The organism is Desulfobacterales bacterium (genome assembly GCA_034520365.1).
Classification (GTDB): Bacteria; Desulfobacterota; Desulfobacteria; order Desulfobacterales; family Desulfosalsimonadaceae; genus M55B175.
Window position 1 is genome coordinate 1,001,632 of the sequence record JAXHNP010000006.1, and the last position, 20,392, is coordinate 1,022,023.

Annotated in this window: 13 protein-coding genes; all 13 read left to right on the top strand. The window is 46.0% G+C overall.

From position 1 onward, the window contains the following. Positions 1 to 85 precede the first annotated feature (85 nt). The 13 genes from U5L07_12510 (at position 86) to U5L07_12570 (ending at position 20,369) form a co-directional block, all read left to right on the top strand. Positions 86 to 5,311 carry an AAA family ATPase gene (locus U5L07_12510; GenBank protein ID MDZ7832567.1) on the top strand — a complete coding sequence of 1,742 codons (5,226 nt, stop codon included), beginning with the start codon at positions 86 to 88 and terminating at the stop codon, positions 5,309 to 5,311. 9 nt (positions 5,312 to 5,320) lie between these two features. Continuing rightward, positions 5,321 to 5,974, top strand: a complete 654-nt coding sequence (locus tag U5L07_12515; GenBank protein MDZ7832568.1) for a response regulator transcription factor — start codon at positions 5,321 to 5,323, stop codon at positions 5,972 to 5,974. Positions 5,975 to 6,188: 214 nt separating this feature from the next. After that, a complete protein-coding gene (locus tag U5L07_12520; GenBank protein MDZ7832569.1) occupies positions 6,189 to 7,088 on the top strand; it encodes an alpha/beta fold hydrolase in 900 nt (299 codons plus the stop codon). Positions 7,089 to 7,427: 339 nt separating this feature from the next. Next, positions 7,428 to 8,273, top strand: a complete 846-nt coding sequence (locus tag U5L07_12525; protein ID MDZ7832570.1) for a fumarate hydratase — start codon at positions 7,428 to 7,430, stop codon at positions 8,271 to 8,273. Between the two features lie 17 nt (positions 8,274 to 8,290). Further along, positions 8,291 to 8,845 (top strand): Fe-S-containing hydro-lyase, encoded by a 555-nt coding sequence (locus tag U5L07_12530; GenBank protein MDZ7832571.1) that lies wholly within the window; start codon positions 8,291 to 8,293, stop codon positions 8,843 to 8,845. A gap of 77 nt (positions 8,846 to 8,922) precedes the next feature. Next, a complete protein-coding gene (locus U5L07_12535; GenBank protein MDZ7832572.1) occupies positions 8,923 to 10,314 on the top strand; it encodes an SLC13 family permease in 1,392 nt (463 codons plus the stop codon). A gap of 67 nt (positions 10,315 to 10,381) precedes the next feature. Continuing rightward, complete coding sequence (locus U5L07_12540) at positions 10,382 to 12,481, top strand: sigma 54-interacting transcriptional regulator (protein ID MDZ7832573.1); 2,100 nt, start codon at positions 10,382 to 10,384, stop codon at positions 12,479 to 12,481. Between the two features lie 450 nt (positions 12,482 to 12,931). Further along, positions 12,932 to 14,923, top strand: coding sequence for an FAD-dependent oxidoreductase (locus tag U5L07_12545; GenBank protein ID MDZ7832574.1), 1,992 nt, complete (start codon positions 12,932 to 12,934; stop codon positions 14,921 to 14,923). Positions 14,924 to 14,960: 37 nt separating this feature from the next. Continuing rightward, entirely contained in the window at positions 14,961 to 16,916 is a 1,956-nt protein-coding gene (locus U5L07_12550) for an FAD-dependent oxidoreductase (protein MDZ7832575.1), read from the top strand. 31 nt (positions 16,917 to 16,947) lie between these two features. Next, a complete protein-coding gene (locus U5L07_12555; GenBank protein MDZ7832576.1) occupies positions 16,948 to 17,412 on the top strand; it encodes an isocitrate lyase/PEP mutase family protein in 465 nt (154 codons plus the stop codon). Positions 17,413 to 17,435: 23 nt separating this feature from the next. Further along, complete coding sequence (locus tag U5L07_12560) at positions 17,436 to 17,822, top strand: isocitrate lyase/phosphoenolpyruvate mutase family protein (protein MDZ7832577.1); 387 nt, start codon at positions 17,436 to 17,438, stop codon at positions 17,820 to 17,822. A 497-nt stretch (positions 17,823 to 18,319) separates the two neighbouring features. After that, positions 18,320 to 19,687 (top strand): amidohydrolase family protein, encoded by a 1,368-nt coding sequence (locus U5L07_12565; protein MDZ7832578.1) that lies wholly within the window; start codon positions 18,320 to 18,322, stop codon positions 19,685 to 19,687. A 28-nt stretch (positions 19,688 to 19,715) separates the two neighbouring features. Continuing rightward, positions 19,716 to 20,369, top strand: a complete 654-nt coding sequence (locus U5L07_12570; GenBank protein ID MDZ7832579.1) for an isochorismatase family protein — start codon at positions 19,716 to 19,718, stop codon at positions 20,367 to 20,369. The last annotated feature ends 23 nt before the right edge of the window (positions 20,370 to 20,392 follow it).

Below are 20,392 nucleotides of genomic sequence, written 5' to 3' on the forward strand. Positions count from 1 at the left end.
GTGCCCGAATGGCCGCAAATAGCTGCCGCCCCCGGCTATCAGTCAATAAACACGGCATGTCAGAGACCTTGTGCATGGGCAGTTAATGATCTCCATTCCGGATTATGAAATCATCGAAAAAATCCGATCCGGCCCGGGTTTCACCCGGCTGACCGGGCGGCATATCAACAGCCCCCAACCGGTTGTATGCCATTTTTTTCCCTTGCCCCATGCAATTATGGCCGGCGGCGAAGCCGTTTCAAAAGCCTATGATGCCCTGCCGCATATCCGCTCACATCACGTAATGGCCGTACATGCGGTTCAAAAAATCGCCGAGGGACCGGAAACCGGCATTCTGCTGATCATGGCGCCCGCACCGGCGGAATCGCTCTCTGCATTTATCACGCAGACGGATCTTTCCCTTGTTGACCGGCTGGCAATCGCCATGCAGCTGGCTGCCGCCGTAAATGATATGCACCAGGCGGGCTTTATCCATAAGGGCCTGACGCTTGAGGGGATTGCCGTTGATCCGGACGAACAAACCATTAAAGTTTTCGATTTTGCGCCGCCGGCACTAATGGGATCGCCGTCCCGGCTTTTCCATAATCCGAATATGCTGGAGGCGAACCTGCCCGAACATCACCTGGCCTATATATCCCCTGAGCAGACCGGCCGGATGAACCGGCAGGTCGATTTTCGAACCGATTTTTATTCCCTGGGCATTATCCTCTATACCCTCTTTACAGGGAGCCTGCCGTTTGCCCCCGCCGGCCCGGAGAAGCTTATCCATGATCATGTCGCCAAGCAGCCTTTGCCGCCGAATCAGCTTCAACCGGAGATTCCCGGCCCGATTTCGGAAATCATCATGAAGCTTCTGGCCAAAGATCCGGAGGACCGCTACCAGAGTGCATACGGACTTCAGGCGGATCTGGCCTGCTGTTATGACCGGCTTGCGGAGGTCGGCCGGATGGAATCCGCATTTACGCCCGGAAACAATGACGCCCCGGAGGTTTTAATCCTTCCGGATCGGCTGTTCGGCAGGGACGGGCTCATGCAGCGGCTTAAGGTTGAATATCAGCGCGTACAGCGGGCGGATGCGGCCATGGTGTTGATTGCCGGTGCCGCCGGGATGGGCAAGACCCGCCTGATGAAAGATTTTGCCGCTTTCGTCACCGGCATGGAGGGCTACTTTCTTAAAGGCAGATGTGAACCGCTTGAGCAAAAGATTCCCTATAGCCCAATCATCCAGGCCTTCTCGGATATGATCCGCCAGATTCTGACCCAGACGCCGGATGCGGTGGCAACCTGGCGCCGCCGGATAGAGCAGGCGCTGGGAAACAATGCGCGCCTTATCGTTGATATGATTCCCGAACTGGCCTATATCATCGGTCAGCCGGAGGCAGTCAGTGACCTCTCACCGGCCGATGCCCTGAACCGGTTTAACATCACGTTTGAGAATTTTTTCCGCGCATTTGCGGCTGAGGCCCACCCGCTGGTGGTTTTTATTGATGATATGCAATGGGCGGATGCGGCCACCCTTCATCAGATGGAGGCATTTTTCACAGAAGGGGCGTCCCGCTACATTCTGTTTGTCGGTGCCTATCGGCACACCGAAATCCGTTATACCCATCCGCTGCCACAAACCATTGACGCCATCCGGCGGAAAAATGTTCGCCTGACCGAGATGACGCTCGATCCGCTCACCGAAGCTGATATTGCCCAAATGATCACCGCTTCCCTGAAAAAAACCATGGCCGATGCCGCGTCACTGGCCGGGCCGGTGCATCGGCAGACAGGCGGCAATCCGGATTCTGCCCGGCAGTTGTTGGCTCGCCTCTATGCCGAAGGGCTTCTTGTTTTTGATTTTGAAAAGGGCGTCTGGCAGTGGGATCTGGAATACATCCGGTCCCGGTCCATGGCCTATAGGCCCGGCGATTCGCTGGATCAGGACATTAAGAATCTGCCGGAGCATACCCTGGCGGTGTTAAAGCTGGCCGCATGCATCGGGGAGCGGTTCGATCTGGCCGTGCTGGCCCAGATAGCTGAAAAAAATGCCATTGACGCGGCCTTTGACCTGTGGCCGGCCGTGGAAGCCGGTTTTATCACCGGCGCCCGGGATTCGGATCAGCCGCTGAGGAATCTCTTAATCCGGTATCTGCCGCCCCAGCTGACCGAGGCAGAAGAAGCCGGAGTTGCGGCGGAAAATATCCGATTGATGTTCCGGCATAACAATGTGCGGCAAATCGTTTATGCCATGCTGCCGGCGGATCAAAGAGAGGCGCTGCATTTAAAAATCGGCAGGCACCTTTTGGCAGCTTTGGCAGATGATGAGCTGCCGCATCATATTTATCAAGTGATCAATCATTTTAACCGGGGGGCGGTTCAGATTAAAGAGGAAGAGAAGCTGCGCCTGGCCCGGCTCAATCTAATGGCCGGTCAAAAGGCGGTGGGGTCGCATGCCTATACCCAGGCGCTGGAATATTTCAGCACCGGCGCAGCGGCTTTATCTGAATCCGCCTGGCAGAGCCATTATTCCCTGATGTTTGCCCTGGTTAAGGGGCGGATGACATGCGAGTATTTTACTCAGGATTTCGACGCGGCGGAAGAACGGTTCCAGGTGCTGATGGCTCGGGCGGTCAGCGATACGGATCGGGCCGAGATATATATGCAGAAAATGATTATGCTCGCGAGCCTGGCCCGGCATGAGGAGGCCCTGAAAATCGGGTTGGCCGGTCTGCGGTTATTGGATGTGCGCCTGCCGGCGGCCGCAGGCCGGATATCGGTCTTAAAGAACATGCTCACCACCCAATCCAAAGTCAAGCGATACCGCACGGAGGAGCTGCTGAATCTGCCGCAGATCAATGACCGGCGGCTGCTCCTGGTGATGAATCTGCTGGCTAATCTTTGTTTTTCCGCATTTTTATGCAGCCCCTATGCGGCGATCGTGGCCTCCCTGAAGGCGATCGAGCTTACGCTTAAGCACGGCAATTCAACCGCCTCCCCGTTCGGCTTCATGATTTACGGCGCCTCTTTATGCGCCATTTTTAAAAACTATGCGATCGGCAGAAAATTCGGCGACCTGGCCCTGACCGCCAATGAAAGGTTTGGGACCCCGGCGCTGGTGCCGAAGCTGCTGCTTTTATACGGCGGGGGCATCAGCATCTGGACCGAACACCTGCATAAAGGGCTTGATATTCATCGACGGGGCGTTAAAACCGCACTGGAAACCGGTGATCCCAATTACGCGGTGTATCATATTCAGTCCGTGCTCATCGTCCTGATTGCCAGCGGCGCCCCATTAGACACCGTATCAGCGGAGTGCGAAAGGTATTTCCATTTCGTTAAAAACTCCGGTGATGCCGGGGCGCTTAATTACCTCTGGTCGGTTAGGTATTATCTGCATGGGCTCCGGGGCGGGGCGGCTGATGCCCCTGAGGCGGCCGCTTTCGAATTCGATGAGGCCCGGCATGTGGCGAAAATGGAGGCAGACGGGATTCAGATTATCCTCCTTCGTCATTTACTCTTAAAGCTGCGGCTTTTCTATACCATGGGCAATATCAAAGGCGCGCTCATCGCGGCCAAAGCCGGCGAAAAATTGCTGCACTACCATCTGGGCACCCTGATTGTCCCTGAATTCCATTTCTTTCATGCCCTGGCCCTGGCCGCCGCCTGTCCGGCGGGGAAACCTCCCAGACGCCATTTGTCTCGCCGGAAGATAAAGGGCTTTTTAGGCCGCCTTTATGCGCTATCCCGCCAATGTCCGGAAAATTTTGAGCATAAGTACCTGCTGGCAGCTGCGGAATATGAGCGGATCAACGGACGCGACAGGACGGCCATGGCATTTTACCATCAGGCCGGGCGATCGGCCCGGGAAAACGGATTCATCCAGTTTCATGCCCTGGCCAATGAACTGGCCGCTAAGTTTTACAAGGGCCTCCAGCTTGACGACATCGCCCGGAACTGTCTGACGCTTGCCCGGGACGGGTATCGCAAATGGGGGGCGCATGAAAAGGTGAGGGCGCTGGAAAATGCGTTTCCCGAAATTCCGGCCGGTAAACTGCCGGACAAAACCCTGCCGGCATTTGACACGCTCGATTTCTCAGCGGTCATTTGTTCTTTGCAGACCATTTCAACGGATATCGTGTTTGAGGATCTGCTGAAGAGCCTTCTGCCGATTATGCTCGAGAATGCCGGGGCCACAAAAACTCAGTTTCTAACCATCCGTTCGGATCAGATGTACCTGGAAGCCGAACATACGGTAAACAGCCGGGAGACCCGTGTTTTTGCTTCTGTTTTGGCGGACAGTCGTGCTGAGTTTTTTCTTCCTGTACTCAATTACGTCCGGCAGACCGGGCAATTGATGGTGCTTGAGGATGCATCCCGGCAAGCCGATTACAGCGGGCACCCCTATATGGATAAACACCGGCCCCGGTCCGTGTTATGCCTGCCGGTGCGCCGGCAGACCCGGCTCGTGGCCCTGCTTTATCTGGAAAACCGGCTGGCCCCCGCGGTCTTTACGCCTGCGCGCACTGATATTTTGGAGCTTTTAGCGTCCCAGGCCGCCATATCATTAGAAAACGCAAGGCTCTATGAGAACGTACGTCAGAAGGAGAGGGCGCTGCGTCAATTAAGTCAGCAGCGCGAGGATGAGTCGCTTCAATATCAGTCGCAGCTTCGCTCCTTATCATCCCAGCTGTCTTTAACCGAGGAGCGGGAGCGGCGGCGGATTGCCACGCAACTGCATGATCGGATCGGTCATGCCCTGACCAATGCGTCCATGCGGCTTTCCCGTCTGCGCAACCCGCCCGTTTCAGAAGATGATGCGAAGCGCCTCACGGATGAGGTTCACGGGCTGATTGAGCAGTCGATTCAGGACACGCAGACCTTGACTTTTGAGTTAAGCCCGCCCATACTCTATGATCTGGGGTTGGAGGCCGCCATTGACTGGCTGGCCGAACAGACCCAGTCGCAGCATGGGATTACAGTCAACTGCGTTGATGATATGGCGCCCAAGCCGATTGACGAGAGCCTTCGGGTACTGCTATTTCAAGCCGCCCGGGAGCTGCTTTTTAACGTGGTGAAACATGCCCGGGCCTCACAGGCCACCATTTCCATATCCCGAGAAGGGGAGTATGTATCGGTTACGATTGAAGATGACGGCGTCGGTTTTAATCCTGGCAGAGCCAGGCAGCGACAGGGCAGGAAGGGCGGATTTGGTTTGTTTTCTATACAGGAGCGGCTGGCCCACCAGGGCGGTCGGCTTGAAGTTCACTCTGAGCCGGGCAAAGGGGCCCGCTTTAATCTGATTTCACCCATGAAGGCGATGGAGTGAGGTGTCGTCATGGCCTTAATTAAAATTCTTCTGGCGGATGACCATAAGATTACCCGGGATGGCCTCCGGGCGCTTTTGGAGCAGCAATCCAATATGAACGTGGTGGGAGAGGCGGAAAACGGCCGTGAAGCCGTTCGCCTGGCCATGGATCTGGCGCCGGATGTGGTGGTCATGGACATCAGTATGCCGGAGTTAAACGGCATTGAGGCCACCCGGCAGATCCGGGGGGATCTGCCGGAGACCAAAGTTGTTGCCCTTTCCATGTATGCGGACCGCCGCTATGTTGTGGGTATGCTGAAAGCCGGGGTATCCGGTTATCTGCTGAAAAACTGTGCATTTGACGAACTGGTCAGCGCCATTGAGGCGGTGACCCATAACGAGAGTTTTTTAAGCCCGCGCATTGCGGATACGGTGATGAAGGATTACACCCATATTCTGGAACAGGATGAGACCGCCGGCGTCTCCGCGCTTTCCGCCCGGGAACGGGAGGTTTTGCAGCTGATCGCCGAAGGCCTGTCCACCCGCCAGATCGCCGAGCGGATTCACGTGAGTGTCAAAACCGTAGAGACCCACCGTCAGCGGATCATGAAAAAGCTTAATGCCAAAAGTGTGGCCGAGCTGACCAAAATCGCCCTTCGGGAGGGGTTGACCGCCCTCGACTAGCTTGTTCATAATAAATCAGGGTTTTTCCCGTTAGATTTCAGGGATTCCCTGATTGTCATTTTAAATCGCTTTTTGTAAAAAAATAATAAGTAACTTTTTTTTATTGTGTGAACAGTGATTACAAAAATTAGGGGTGATTGAACAAGGAATTTTAATTCGCATAAGAGATCATGGGTTTAAAACCATTCAACCGAAACATGCAGGGGAGGAAAAAATGAAGAAATTATACACCACCACTATCATCGCCGTATTATTAAGCGTGTTCATACTGCCGGCTGCCGGTTTTGCAGGGGGCAGCTCAGACACTTGCGACACGGAGTATCCCATCGTTTTGGCCCATGGTATGGGCGCATCCGCGGAAATTTTAGGGATTGTGGACTACTGGTGGGGCATTGAGGATGCCCTGGAAGATGAAGGCGCTGAGGTCTATATCACCTCAGTCAACGGCATGGACAGCACTGAGAATAAGGCCTGGGATTTCTGGGGGCAATATAAACAGATATTGGCTGAGACCGGGGCGGAGAAAGCCAATATCATCGGCCACTCCCATGGGACTCTTTATACGCGATACGCCATTTCCAATTTAGGGTTGGGTGATGAAGTGGCTTCCTATACCAGCCTGGCCGGTCCGCATCGGGGCAGTGCCATTGCGGACATGCTCATGTATGGGTTAAGCGATGATATCAAATCCGCGCTGGGCGGGTCCCTGGACTTTGTTTATGCATTTGTCTTTGGCGATGATGATCCCAACAGTTTGGAAAATGGTTATGACCTTTGCACTGATTATATGACGGATACATTTAACCCCAACACTCAGAATGTTAGCGGCGTTTACTACCAGAGCTGGGCGGCCAAGGCCAAGACCTCCTGCCCCAGCGTTGTCCTGCAGCCCACCTGGCTGACCATGCTGGTTAAAGAAGGCGCCAATGACGGACTGGTTAGTGTGGACAGCGCCAAATGGGGGAATTTCAGAGGGGTAAAGGATGCGGCCTGGTACAGCCCGGGCTGCGATCATCTGAACATGGTGGGCCATCTGTTCGGTGCCACGCCAGGGTTTAATGCTCCGGACTTTTTTGTTGATATCGTGAATGGTCTGAAAAGCAGGGGGTATTAATCCTTTCCGCGCCACCATTTAGCTTAGAAATAGCGAAATTCAAAAGCCTGAATAAAAAAAAGGCGGCCAAAGGGCCGCCTTTTTTATTGGCACTAAAAGGCCGGGCGTTGCCAATTTTAAAAATCTTTGCATATCCACACAGGCGACCCAAAGGACGCCCCTTCTGCATTGGGTGCGCTTATATCGTGGGCATGCAAAGAATTTATGCTAATGGCACGGAAAATGCCTTTCGAATTATCCAATTTTTTTTTCTGGAAACTGGAGTGGCCATATCTTTATTGCAATATATACCTGCTTTTGAAATAATATAATTTTTGATTCTTGTTTTGGAGAATTGCTGTGATCATTCGTGAGATACACTTGGACCAAATAAAGAGTACTATTAAAAAACTTTGTATAGAAGCAAACACCAGCCTATCAGAAAATGTGCTAAACGCTTTTAGAGAAGCTTTATCCCAGGAAGACTCATTAATCGGAAAGGAAATATTTCAGCAACTGTTAGCTAATGCGACCGTAGCTCAAAATGAGGGCCTTGCTGTCTGTCAGGATACTGGAATGGTAGTGGTTTTTATGAGTATTGGACAGGATGTTCATTTAGTCGGTGGCAGTTTAGAGGAGGCAGTTAATACTGGCGTATCCTCAGGTTATGCTGAAGGTTATTTCCGAGCATCTACGCTTGATCCGATAACAAGAAAAACCTTTAATCACAATAGCCCAGCAGTTTTACATACAGAAATTGTTCCAGGTGATAAAATTAAGATTACTTTATTACCCAAAGGTTTTGGTGGTGAGATGATGAGTCAAGCAATTGTTTTCTCGCCAGCAAAAGGTATTGAAGGGGTTAAAGCTTTTATTATTAATTGCGTGAAAGAAGCTGGAGGCAAACCATGCCCCCCCGGAATTATTGGGGTAGGTATAGGTGGTACAATTGAAAAGGCAGCAATTTTGTCCAAAAAAGCTTTGATCAGACCCATAGGGGATCGAAATTCTGCCCCTAATGTTGCCGAGCTCGAAGATGAACTACTTGAAGATATCAATCGGCTCGGAATTGGCCCGCAAGGCTTGGGGGGACGGATAACCGCTTTAGATGTTCATATTGAAACTTATCCGACTCATATCGCAAGCATTCCGGTTTCAGTCAACATTCAATGTCACAGCATCCGGCATAAAGAAGCGATAATATGATTTTTTTGTGATTAATTATGTTAGAGGAAATTCATTTAAAAACACCATTGACAGATGATGTCATTGAAAGGCTTTATGCGGGTACAAAAGTACTTATTTCCGGAGAGTTATACACGGCTCGGGATGCTGCCCACAAGCGACTTTCTAAGATGATTACGAGCAAAAAAGAACTGCCCTTTGATATTAAAGGAGCCATAATATATTATGTCGGCCCTACACCGGCAAAGCCAGGTCATGTCATAGGTTCAGCGGGACCGACGAGCAGTTATCGCATGGATATATTTACCCCTGCTCTAATTGAACTGGGCCTAAAGGGAATGATTGGCAAAGGTCCTCGTGAAGAGCCAGTTAAAAAAGCGATAAAAAAATTTAAAGCGATCTATTTTGCAGCTATAGGCGGGGCGGGTGCGTTACTTTCAGAAAAAATTATAAATTCAGAGGTTATAGCTTTTAAAGATTTGGGCACAGAGGCGATAAGAAGGCTTGAAGTAAAGGATTTTCCGGCCATCATTGTAAATGATATTTTCGGAAACGATCTTTTTGAACAGGGGAATAATCAATTTAAGAGATGATGGTATAAAGGAAATTTTGTGAATAATTTTTTAAATTTATATAATGATCTGCTTAAAGTGAATTACAAAATCAGCTCATGATCAAAAGTTTAAGGCATATCATCATAGGATTTATTGTCTTTTCGGCGTTGACATCCTATCTTTTTTCTTTGTTTTCTTCCGGGGCGAATGAACCGACGCGTGCCGCCGCTGTAGTTATTTTTGCATTAGGTTTCTGGGCTACAACGGCATTGCCTGAATACTTAACAGCAATCATGTTTTTCCTGTTTGCCCTTGTATTAAAAATTGCCCCCCCGAACGTTGTCTTTTCAGGTTTTCACTCCAAAGCGTTGTGGCTTGTCTTCGGTGGATTGATTATAGGTGTTGCTGTAAATAATACTGGTTTAGGGCCACGTTTCGCCAGACGTATTTTGAGCTACATGTCTACTTCTTATCTTTTAAATATCAGTATTATTGTTTTTACAGCTATTCTTTTTTCCTTTTTCATGCCCTCTACGACAGGACGGGTGGTTTTACTGGTTCCAGTAGTAGCGGCTATATCCGATCGGCTTGGATTTAATGAGGGAAGCAAAGGGCGGAGCGGGATGGTCATGGCTGCCACATTAGCGTGCTTTGCTCCATCCTGCGCCATTTTGCCGGCAAATGTAGCCAATATGATATTGGCTGGAGCAGCTGAAAAGGTGTATAATATAGATTTTCGTTTTGTTGAGTATTTTAAATGGCAATTTCCGATATTAGTAATGAAAGCAATTGCGATCATATTGCTCGCCAGGTTTTTATTCCCTGCTCGCATTGAGTTGGCAAGGAATTCTTGTAAAACCTTAAACATATCACCCATATCATTCAGTGGCAGCGAAAAACGTTTGGCTTTCATTTTGGCAGCGACCCTATTTTTATGGGCCACAGATACTTTACATGGCATATCACCCGCATGGGTGGCCATGGCTGCCGGGGTCGCATGTTTTATACCGTTTTTTCAAATCTTGCCTGCTGAATCTTTCCGAAAAGAAATAAACTTTAGCCTGCTTTTTTATGTTGCCGGCGTTCTCGGTGTTGGCGCATTGGTAGATAGCAGCGGGCTGGGGCAAGCCATGGGAAATAAGCTTTTAACCTTCATTAAGTTTTATCCCGCATTAGATTTTTATAATTTTATATGTATCGTTATTGTTGAGATCGCGCTTAGTCTTGTGACAACAGTGCCGGGGCTGCCTGCTGTAATGACCCCCCTTGCCCAGGAAATTTCCAACGCAACAGGATTTCATCTGCAGACAGTTATTATGACACAAGTCATTGGATTTTCAACACTTATTTTTCCTTATCAGGTACCTCCAATACTTGTCGGAATGAATTTGGGGGCTGTTCGGGGAGTTGATGGCGTAAAAATCACGGCATCTCTTGCGCTAGTAACTTTGATTTTTATTGTACCAACATTATATTTATGGTGGCTATATTTGGGATTTTTTAGATGAATTGCAATTGTATTTGTCAATGGTCTAAAAATTTTCCATTTGGTTAGATTTAAAAAGAGGGATTGAGATGACGACAAATAATTATTTAACCTTTAATAATTCTGATAAAAATGATGACGCGCCGGGTATAGACAAGGATCGCACTATATTTGGAAATGGAAATAGTAGCCTTTTTAAAGAGAATTTGAATTTTGAGCCTTACGATTTTCAGCCGGAAGTGTGCGAAGCATGGCATTCGTTTATTTATTCCGGAAGAATCGATCATGAAGCAATGCCCAAATATATTGTCGATTCGTGGCAGAGAAGCAAATGGCACAATGTTGATCCCTTTGATTTTAAGCCGGAACTATATCTGGATACAAAAAATTATAACAATATTTTAAAAAAAAATAAGGAGATTATAGATCTTGCCCAACCAATAATGGAGAACATTTATGGTTCATTAGAAAAAAGCCGGTATCTAGTTGTCCTTTACTGTGCAAATGGATATCATTTGCTCCGGTTAGGGCATAGGGCTGATCTGGATCGGTCAAGTGAATATTCTATTATAGAAGGTCTCTGTTTTGAAGAACATTGTGTCGGCACATGCGGTTTTTCTCTGGTTAAGCATCATTTAAAACCCATATTTATCTGCGGTTGTCAGCATTATTCCAGATTGTTGCATTATGTTACAGGTTCATATGCGCCGATTCTCCACCCTCGAACGAAAAACTTATTAGGCGTGTTAGGCGTTTCAGGTGCCAAAACAATGCCAAACCCGCATACGCTTTCTATAGTGATTGCAGCCACAACAGCCATAGAAAATATGTTGAATCTTCAAAATACGAAAAATAAGCTTTTTGTATACAACAAATCTCTTCAGGTAGCTATAAATGCGGTTCAAGACGGATTTTTAATCATTGATAGTCAGGGACATGTATTTGACTATAATAAGGCGTTAAAAAGTATTTGCTGTATCAGTAAAGATATTCACGGTTTGCATATATCTACTTTACCCCAGTTTAGTGCTATTTGCGACGAGGCGCTTGAGTGCTTAACGGAAAAAAAAGACAAGGAGGTAAAAGCTGACTGTTCGATTGAAAATAATATGTATATGGTTCATTTAACCCCCTTAAAGCAAAAGGAGCACATGCAAGGGGTGATGCTGCAATTCAAAAATATCCGGGAAATAGCCCGGACGTATCAGAAAATTGCCGGATACCACACCAAGTTTACGATTTCTTCTATTTGTGGTTCAAGCGAGCATATGAAACAGGTCAAAAAAGATATTTGTATTGCCGCCAAATCAGAGGCTTGTGTGGTCATCGAAGGAGAAAGTGGTACCGGGAAAGAAGTTGTTGCCCAGGCAATTCATAATGAAAGTCAAAGGCGGAATGGACCTTTTGTGGCTGTTAATTGTGCAGCTGTCCCCCATGAATTACTTGAATCGACACTTTTCGGTCATGAAAAGGGAGCGTTTACAGGTGCACACTCTTCGCATATAGGCAAATTTGAACTTGCTGACTCCGGCACGCTTTTTTTGGATGAAATTGGTGAAATGAGTCCCGCTATGCAAGCAAAGCTTTTGAGAGCCATAGAGGAAAAACAAATCGAAAGGGTCGGCGGGAAAAAACAAATACCAATAGATATCAGAATATTATCTGCAACCAATCGTGACTTATATGTTTTAAGTGAACAGAATTTATTCCGGAAAGATTTGTATTATCGAATGAATGTTTTTTGCATTGCATTGCCACCATTACGAGAAAGAAGAAAAGACATTAATGAGTTAATCCAATATTTTGTTTGCCAACTCGCTGAATCTATAGCCATATCCCAGCCTGGTATTTCAGATGAGTTTGTTAATTTGCTTTTAACTCGAGACTTTCCAGGCAACATTCGTGAATTAAAAAATGTCATTCACAGCGCCATGATAAAACTCGAGGGTGGAAATATCCTGTTACCTGAACATCTGGGTGAAAATAAACGGCGCATCATTAAAAATGATGCCCATTTAACTACAGTTAATCAAGATCAAGGTCTCATGCCTGAAAATACGATTGAAGAGATCCAAGTCCGAACCATTCTCGATACTTTGAGCAGGTGTTCAGGCAACAAATCAAAAGCTGCTAAGCTTTTGGGGATAAGCCGGGCGACACTCTATCGAAAGTTGGACAAAGTAAAATAAATTTTTCTTCAGCCCACTTATTTCTTCTTTTTAGCCTCCTTTTTATTAAATATCTTTTGCAGTTATGTATACTGCAAAATTTTTTCAATTTCTCTACAAGTTTTTGCAACGCACAGTTTGTATCAAGTTGAGACAAAGCAATGGCTGTCTGTCTTTTTTTGATACACCTTGAGGTCGGTAAGCTAAACAATTTCCAATTTTGGGGTTTGAACCTATCAAATAAATCGTCATCTCATCATTACTCCGACATCCTGCCCTTTCTTAAGTTATGTATTATATCAACAAATTGTAGGCATAGTGTTTAAGGCTATAGCAAATTGAATCTCAGAGGGGTTTAGCGTTTTTAACTTTTGAGATTGAATTGGTATAATATATGCAAGGATTTTTATTACTGTTACCTTTTATCTCTATCCTCGGGCCCGAAACCCTTCAAACAAATAGGTGATAAGTATGAGTTTGTTTCACCACCTCTTCGCTCCCATAAAAATTGGCAATGCCTATATCGAAAATCGTGTTGCCATGGCACCGATGGCGACTTTGGGGTACGGCAATGAAAATGGCGGTCTAAGCCAGAGAGCAATTGAATATTATCTTGAAAGAGCGCGTGGTGGGGTTGGTTTGATCATTAGCGGCACTTTCAAAGTAGAAAATGCAATTGACCCCCTCACTGAAAATGTCCCCCTTATATCCCCATCTTTAATACCCGCATTAACCGAGTTGGCCGAAGCAGTTCATGCATTCGGAACCAAGCTTTTTATCCAATTAAGCGCTGGTTTTGGCCGGGTGGCTAGCCCTTTAATGCTGCTTGGCCAACCCGTATCAGCTTCTACAATTCCTAATTTTTGGGATCCTAATATAAAATGCAATGAGTTAAGCGTCGATGATATCCAAGCCATAGTTGAAAGTTTTGGTAATGCGGCTGAAATCGTCGCTCTTTGCGGTGTCGATGGCATAGAACTTCACGGCCATGAAGGCTATCTCTTTGATCAATTTATGACAAATTTATGGAATAAAAGGAGCGATCAATACGGGGGAAGTCTTGAAAATAGGTTGAGATTTCCGCTTCAAGTGCTTCAAAAAATAAAAAAACGACTAAGCCCTGATTTTCCGGTACAATACCGGTATGGCCTCAAGCACTATGTCAAAGCAATTCATCACGGGGCAGTTTCCGGCGAACAATTTGAGGAAGCAGGCAGGGATACGAATGAGGGCATAGAAATAGGGAAAAAATTAGAGAAGGCTGGCTTCGATGCCCTGCACGTAGATGCTGGTTGTTATGATAGTTGGTATTGGGCGCACCCACCCAACTTCATGGGGCATGGGTGTCTAGCTGATCTTATCGCTAAAGTAAAAAGAGAAGTTAATATACCTGTAATCGGTGTTGGCAGGCTAGATGACCCGTTTACTGCGAACAGGGTGGTTGGTGAAGGCAAGATGGACTTGGCCGCCATTGGTAGAGGTTTATTGGCAGATCCTCACTGGGTAAAAAAAATTAGAAAAGACCAAGCGGAAAGCATTAGACCGTGTATTGCCTGCCATGAGGGTTGCTTAAATCGAATCTTTGAGGGAAAGCCGCTTTCCTGTTCATTGAACCCGACAGTCGGACGCGAAAGGAGATATGCGGCTGAACCGGTCATAAATGCTCTAAATACTGTTGTTGTTGGGGGTGGTATCGGCGGGTTAGAGGCGGCTAGGGTTTTGGGGCTGCGGGGACATCATGTAAAGCTTTTTGAAAAACGGAATGATTTGGGCGGTCATGTTATTGCCGGCTCGGTGCCGGAATTCAAAAGAGATTTAAGAAGACTGCTCCAATGGTATGAACGGCAACTTAAAGAGGAGGGGGTCGAGGTTGTTGTGGGTAAAGCGGTGAATGAAGATTTACTAAACCGACAGAATGCAGATTTAGTAATATTTGCTACCGGATCTTATCCTGTCGCTCCTAAAATTCAGGGTTTATCAAATGAAAACTCGATGTTTGTTTCTGACCTTTTGATGAAAAGCGACACATTGGAGGGGGACGTTGTCACGATAATCGGCGGTGGGCACTCGGGCTGCGAGGCCGCACTGCATATGGCCCCAAAAAAGCGAAAAGTTAGAATAGTAGAAATGCTTCCTGAGCTCATGATGGCTGGCATGACAGTCCCTTATGTAAATAAAAAAATGCTTTTGGACCTACTTGATTATTATGAAGTGGAGGTGTTGACGAGTTCATGTGTAGTAGAAATCTCAAATGCCGCCCTCACAATAACTGATAAAGACAATAAAGATAGGCGTTTTAACAGTGATATTGTGGCCTATGCGACGGGAATGGCGCCAGATCGCAGGCTTTACGATAAATTTAAGGATAACATTCCAGGAAGTTATCTGGTTGGCGATGCACGAGAGCCACGAAACATACAAGCCGCGATATGGGAAGCTTATGAAGTGGGGCGCACCGTCTAAATCGAATGCCGAAAAAGGGCAGAGGATCAGTTGATTAATGATACTTTTTCAACCTTTTAACATCGGTGGTATGGAATTAAAAAACAGATATGTTATGGCACCGATGTCTCTAAACTTATGTAAGAACGGTTATGTAACTGATGAAATGATTCGTTTTTTCGAAGAACGGGCAAAAGGTGGCGTCGGTCTTATCGTGATAGGGGATGGCATCGTCGACGTTCCAATAGGTAATAATGTCAAGGAGAGTTTGGCGATTGATGAGGACAAATATATTGATGGACTCAAAAAATTGACGGATGCAGTACACGCGCATGGATGTAAGATTGCCATGCAATTGTCTCATGGGGGGCGCCGAGCCGGCAGGGTCTCCCGGCAAGGGTACTTAGATGTAACAAGGGGACAAATTCCAGTTGCCCCTTCACCGCTGGCCCATCCGGTTACCGGTCAGGTTGTTCCAAGAGAACTGACGAAAGCTGAAATACATGAGATTGTGGAAGCATTTGCCCAGGCATCTATGCGTTCAGTTGAAGCCGGATTTGATTCAATCGGCCTGCATTGCGCGCATATGTATCTTTGTGGTGAATTCCTTTCTCCATGGGCGAATATCCGAAATGATGAATATGGGAAGGATTTCGAGGGAAGGCTTAAGTTTGTACTTGAAATCATAAGCGGCATTAAAAATTACCTGGGATCGAAAATCCCTTTAATGGTCAGGATTAACGGCGAGGAGCCCGAGGGGGGGAATTCGTTAGATGACATCCGGGGCATTGCCTCTCGCATGGAAGCCGAAGGGGTTGATGCGCTGCATGTTTCTGTGGGCTTTGGCGCACCAACAAAAACCGAAGGCCTTATCCCGTCGGTTACGCCAATGAGATCAGAGTCCGGCGTTATCCTGCATTTGGCAGAAAATGTCAAAAAAGCTGTATCAATTCCGGTTATAGCCGTAAATAAGCTGGGTGATATTAATGTAGCTGAAAGGGCTCTTAAAGAAAAACGGGCTGATATGATTGCTTTAGGCCGGCCGTTGATAGCTGATCCCTATTTACCGCAAAAAGCCAAAAATGGAAATTATGATGATATAAGGCCATGTATCTATTGCAGCCAGGGGTGTATCGGAAATGTCCTGGAAAAAGATGCAGCAGTGGTATGCAGTATTAACCCGTGGGCCGGCAGAGAAAACGAAAATTTAGAGAAGGTATCCAGGTCCAAAAAAATTTTGGTTTTAGGGGGTGGACCTTCAGGGCTAAAAGCCGCATTAACGGCTTCAGAAAGAGGCCATGCGGTATTTATAGTTGACAAGGCAGCAGAACTCGGCGGACAGCTTAAGATTGCCGGAATACCACCTGGAAAAAGTGATATTAAACCTTATTGGAAATATTTGGTCCAATCTGTCAGAAAGTCCGGAATACATGTTGTGCTTAACCAGGAGTTAACAGAGGGATGGTTAGAGAAACACAAACCGGATGTTGCAATTATAGCCACAGGGAGTAGCCAGAAAACTTTAAATCTGCCGGGTGCGGATTTGAACCATGTCATGCGAGCAACAGATATTTTAAAAGAAAAAGAGGTCGCCGGCAATAGAATTGTTGTTTTAGGAGGGGGGCAGATTGGCTGTGAAGTGGCAGAATATTTGTCCCATATGGGCAAAAGAGTAACGATTGTTGAAGTTCAAAACGATGTAGCGCTTGGACTCAACAAAATAAATCGCCTGTCTCTGCTCATGTCATTAGAGCGCCTCGGCGTAAAGATTATGGCAAAAACTCAGGCGGAATCGATCACAGAAAATGGATTATGGGTAGATTATTTTGGCGATAAATTTTTGATTGAGGCTGATACGCTTGTGGTTGCGATCGGATCAGAACCCAATGTCGAAAAGATTGAAAACCTGATTGGTAAATATGTGCCGGAAGTCTATCATATTGGAGACTGTAAGAGCCCCGGGGGGATACTGGAGGCTGTGCGTGATGGTTTTCAGGTAGGGGCTTGCGTTTAATTAATTATAATCAAGGTCGGGCGGAAACACTATGCCAAAGATTGAACAGCGCAGAGCTTGTTTGAGAAATTTATTGGATTCTGGCGAAGTTATAGTGGCACCAGGTGCCTATGATGCTTTGACTGCCAAGCTGATTGAGCAGATCGGGTTTCAAGCTGCTTACGTTACCGGTGCTGGTGTAGCAGTAACGAAATTAGGGGTGCCGGATATAGGCTTGGTTGCTATGACGGAGCAGTTGGAAACCGCTAAAAATATTGTTAACTCCACTCAAATACCAATTATATGTGATATCGATACAGGGTACGGGAATGCTTTGAATTTAATGCGAACTGTTCGGGAGTTCGAACGTATCGGAGTTTCAGCTGTTCAAGTCGAAGACCAGCTGACGCCTAAGCGTTGCGGTCACATTGATGGAAAACAGGTAGTGAGTCAGGATGAAATGTTAAGAAAAATCGAAGCCTTTAAAAAAGCCAGAACCTCGAAAGACCTTTTTTAATTGCCCGCACAGATGCACTTGCCGTGTATAGTTTCAATGATGCGATCAGGCGGGCCGAAGCCTATGCGGAGGCAGGTGCAGATGCAATTTTTATTGAAGCTCCGAGCAGCATTGAAGAAATAGAAAAAATACCCAAACTGCTTCCTGGTATTCACCTCGTTATTAATATGGTTGAAGGGAGCGAGAAAACTCCACTTTTAGACTTAAATGATATAAAATCAATGGGTTATAGTTTGATTCTTTATCCGATAAGTATGCTTTTAGCCTCTATCAAATGGATGAAGTTCGTGCTTAAAACCCTTAAACAGGATGGTAGTACGAAGCTGGCGGAAGAATATATGAGCTCTTTTTCTGAAATGTTTCAGACCGTGGATTTGCAGTATTATCGGAATCTGGAAAAAAACTTTTGATCAAATCTTCAAAAAATATGGCTAAAGGTGTTGATAAGCTAAGGTTCTTAATACTTACCATAAAGAAACTTTTTGAAAATCACCTAAACGAAAAGAATGGAGGGTAACTATGAGAAAAAGCAGAAGCAGGTGAAGGCATAGAATTAAAGGGGAAAATAATTGTGCGTTGATCTCTGCCCAAATTGTAAATTTAAAATTTATAATGTGTTTATTTTTGAAACAATTGTCATTCTTTTGCAACAGGTTGTTTCAAAATTAAACAAATCAAGTTTTGGTCGAATCATTATTAAGAAATTTCACTTAAACCGTTTAAGCATTACCCGATGCATTAGAAAGAGTTATAGGATTTAATTGTCGGTTTTGTTTATTTTGGAATAATCATTGCAATGAAATAAACAGCGTTTTTTAGTGAGTTCAGTATTCTTAACTATGATTTAATTTTTTATCCATTAATAGCGTAATCCCAATTCAAGCAACTTATTTAAAGGAGGAGTGACATGTACGACAAAATAATTCGTAACGGACATATCGTTACCCATTCCGATGTTTTTGAGGCCGACCTAGCTATTGAAGATGGAAAGATAGCGGCAATAGGACAGAATTTGGGGGAAGCAAAAGAAACGATTGATGCCGAAGGAAAATTTGTGATGCCTGGTTGTATCGACCCTCATGTGCATATGGGAATCTTTCTTGACTATGAGGGGGATGTCAAATCGGAGACGGCGGCAGCCGCAGCCGGCGGAACGACTACAATTATCCAGTATTTAATCGGTAAAGAGTCCCAGGAGGAAGTATATAACACCATGAAAGCGCCAATCAGTAAATTGGCTTCTTGTGATGTGGCATTTCATGGTGTTTTGCTTTTTGATTCACATCTTGATGAAATTGAAAAAATGGCCGGCTTGGGGGTTCATTCAAATAAGTTCCTAATGGCTTATAAGGGAAAGGCCGGAGAGCAGATCGGTCTTCAAGGTGTGAATATCGACAGCGGTTTCCTCTATAAAGCATTTGAAAAAATGAAGGCTATTGGCGGGATACCAATGATCCATGCCGAACATATTGAACTTGTCTTTGCCGTTGAAGAAAAGTTCAAGGACCAGAATACATTAAAAACGTGGGCAGATGCACGGCCAAACGCAGCCGAGGAAATAGATCTGTACATCGGCTGCCGGTTGGCGGAGGAGGTTGGGTGCCCCATATATCAGGTTCACAGCAGCATAGGCAACGCAGCAGATATTGCTAGTGAATTTAGGCAAAGGGGGAACAAAGTTTATGTGGAAACCTGCCCTCACTACTTAGTTACAAATTATTACGGTGAAAATCTTGAATCTCCTTTGCTTGGAAAAATCAATCCTCCCATACGCAGTCCACAGGACCAGGAAAATATCTGGAAAGGTGTTATTAATGGAAGATTAGATACAATAGGAACAGATAGCGCAAATAATATGTATAAGGATAAATGGGCGGATGGCAATATTTGGAACATGCAACTTGATTATTCCAGTGTAGAATATTTGTTGCCACTGTTGCTTTCCGAGGGGGTAAATAAAGGAAGACTGTCTTTAACTGATGTAGTTAGGATGACATCTTACAATACCAGTAAAATATTCGGCCTCTATCCAAGAAAAGGAATAATGGCTATAGGCGCAGATGCGGATTTAGTAATTGTCGACCTTGAAAAAAAGAAGACCGTCAAAGCGTCGGAACGCCATTCAATTTCCGATTACAGCCTTTATGAAGGATGGGAAATTAAAGGTTTGCCGGTTAGAACAATTATACGAGGTCAAAATGTGGTAGAAAATGAAAAGCTGGTCGCAGAACCGGGATTAGGCCAGTTTGTTCCAACAGAACCTGCACATAAATAATTTAGTATCCAAAAAAGGGGGTGTGCATATGACTAATGGAAGGGAAGAAATATACCAAAAATCTAAACTCGGGGGAGGTATCGGATTCGGTAAACGCCCGGCTATTATTGTTATAGATCTACAAAAAGGCTTTACTCTTCCTGAAGCTACAGCCGGCGCGGACATGACCACAACCGTGGAAAATGTAAAAAAGCTGACTGATGCGTCCAGAGAAAAAAATGTTAAGGTTTACTATACCAGAGTGGGATATGAGAAAGATGGTGTGGATTTAGGCCCATTTGGACATAAAGCAATGGTGTTGAGGGATTTCACAAGAGATCATTGGTTTTATGAAATGGATGAAAGGCTGGATATACGGGAGTCGGATATCGTACTTGAAAAGCATTGGCCGTCGGCTTTTTTTGGCACCCATCTTCTGCAGATGTTTATTGCTACGCATATCGACACTGTGATTATAACAGGCTGTACAACAGCCGGTTGCGTTTACGCAAGCGCCTTAGACTCCTGCTCTTATGGTTTCAGAACTATTGTTGCAGAAGAGTGTGTGGCTGACAGAGCCGAAGACACCCATAACATGTTTCTCTGGAATATGGGGCAAAAATATGCAGACGTGATGAGTGTTAAGGAGGTGATAGCGGAGATAGGGAAGGTTGAGAAAATGGAGTATGATTTGCTCTGGTAAGGTGCCAATTTCTTTTTCTATAT

Excerpts from the sequence above, each read along its gene's own strand:
- U5L07_12550 (MDZ7832575.1), top strand. The coding sequence starts at position 14,961 with ATGATACTTTTTCAACCTTTTAACATCGGTGGTATGGAATTAAAAAAC.
- U5L07_12570 (MDZ7832579.1), top strand. The coding sequence starts at position 19,716 with ATGACTAATGGAAGGGAAGAAATATACCAAAAATCTAAACTCGGGGGA.
- U5L07_12530 (MDZ7832571.1), top strand. The coding sequence starts at position 8,291 with ATGTTAGAGGAAATTCATTTAAAAACACCATTGACAGATGATGTCATT.
- U5L07_12545 (MDZ7832574.1), top strand. The coding sequence starts at position 12,932 with ATGAGTTTGTTTCACCACCTCTTCGCTCCCATAAAAATTGGCAATGCC.
- U5L07_12555 (MDZ7832576.1), top strand. The coding sequence starts at position 16,948 with ATGCCAAAGATTGAACAGCGCAGAGCTTGTTTGAGAAATTTATTGGAT.
- U5L07_12515 (MDZ7832568.1), top strand. The coding sequence starts at position 5,321 with ATGGCCTTAATTAAAATTCTTCTGGCGGATGACCATAAGATTACCCGG.
- U5L07_12510 (MDZ7832567.1), top strand. The coding sequence starts at position 86 with ATGATCTCCATTCCGGATTATGAAATCATCGAAAAAATCCGATCCGGC.
- U5L07_12535 (MDZ7832572.1), top strand. The coding sequence starts at position 8,923 with ATGATCAAAAGTTTAAGGCATATCATCATAGGATTTATTGTCTTTTCG.
- U5L07_12520 (MDZ7832569.1), top strand. The coding sequence starts at position 6,189 with ATGAAGAAATTATACACCACCACTATCATCGCCGTATTATTAAGCGTG.
- U5L07_12565 (MDZ7832578.1), top strand. The coding sequence starts at position 18,320 with ATGTACGACAAAATAATTCGTAACGGACATATCGTTACCCATTCCGAT.
- U5L07_12540 (MDZ7832573.1), top strand. The coding sequence starts at position 10,382 with ATGACGACAAATAATTATTTAACCTTTAATAATTCTGATAAAAATGAT.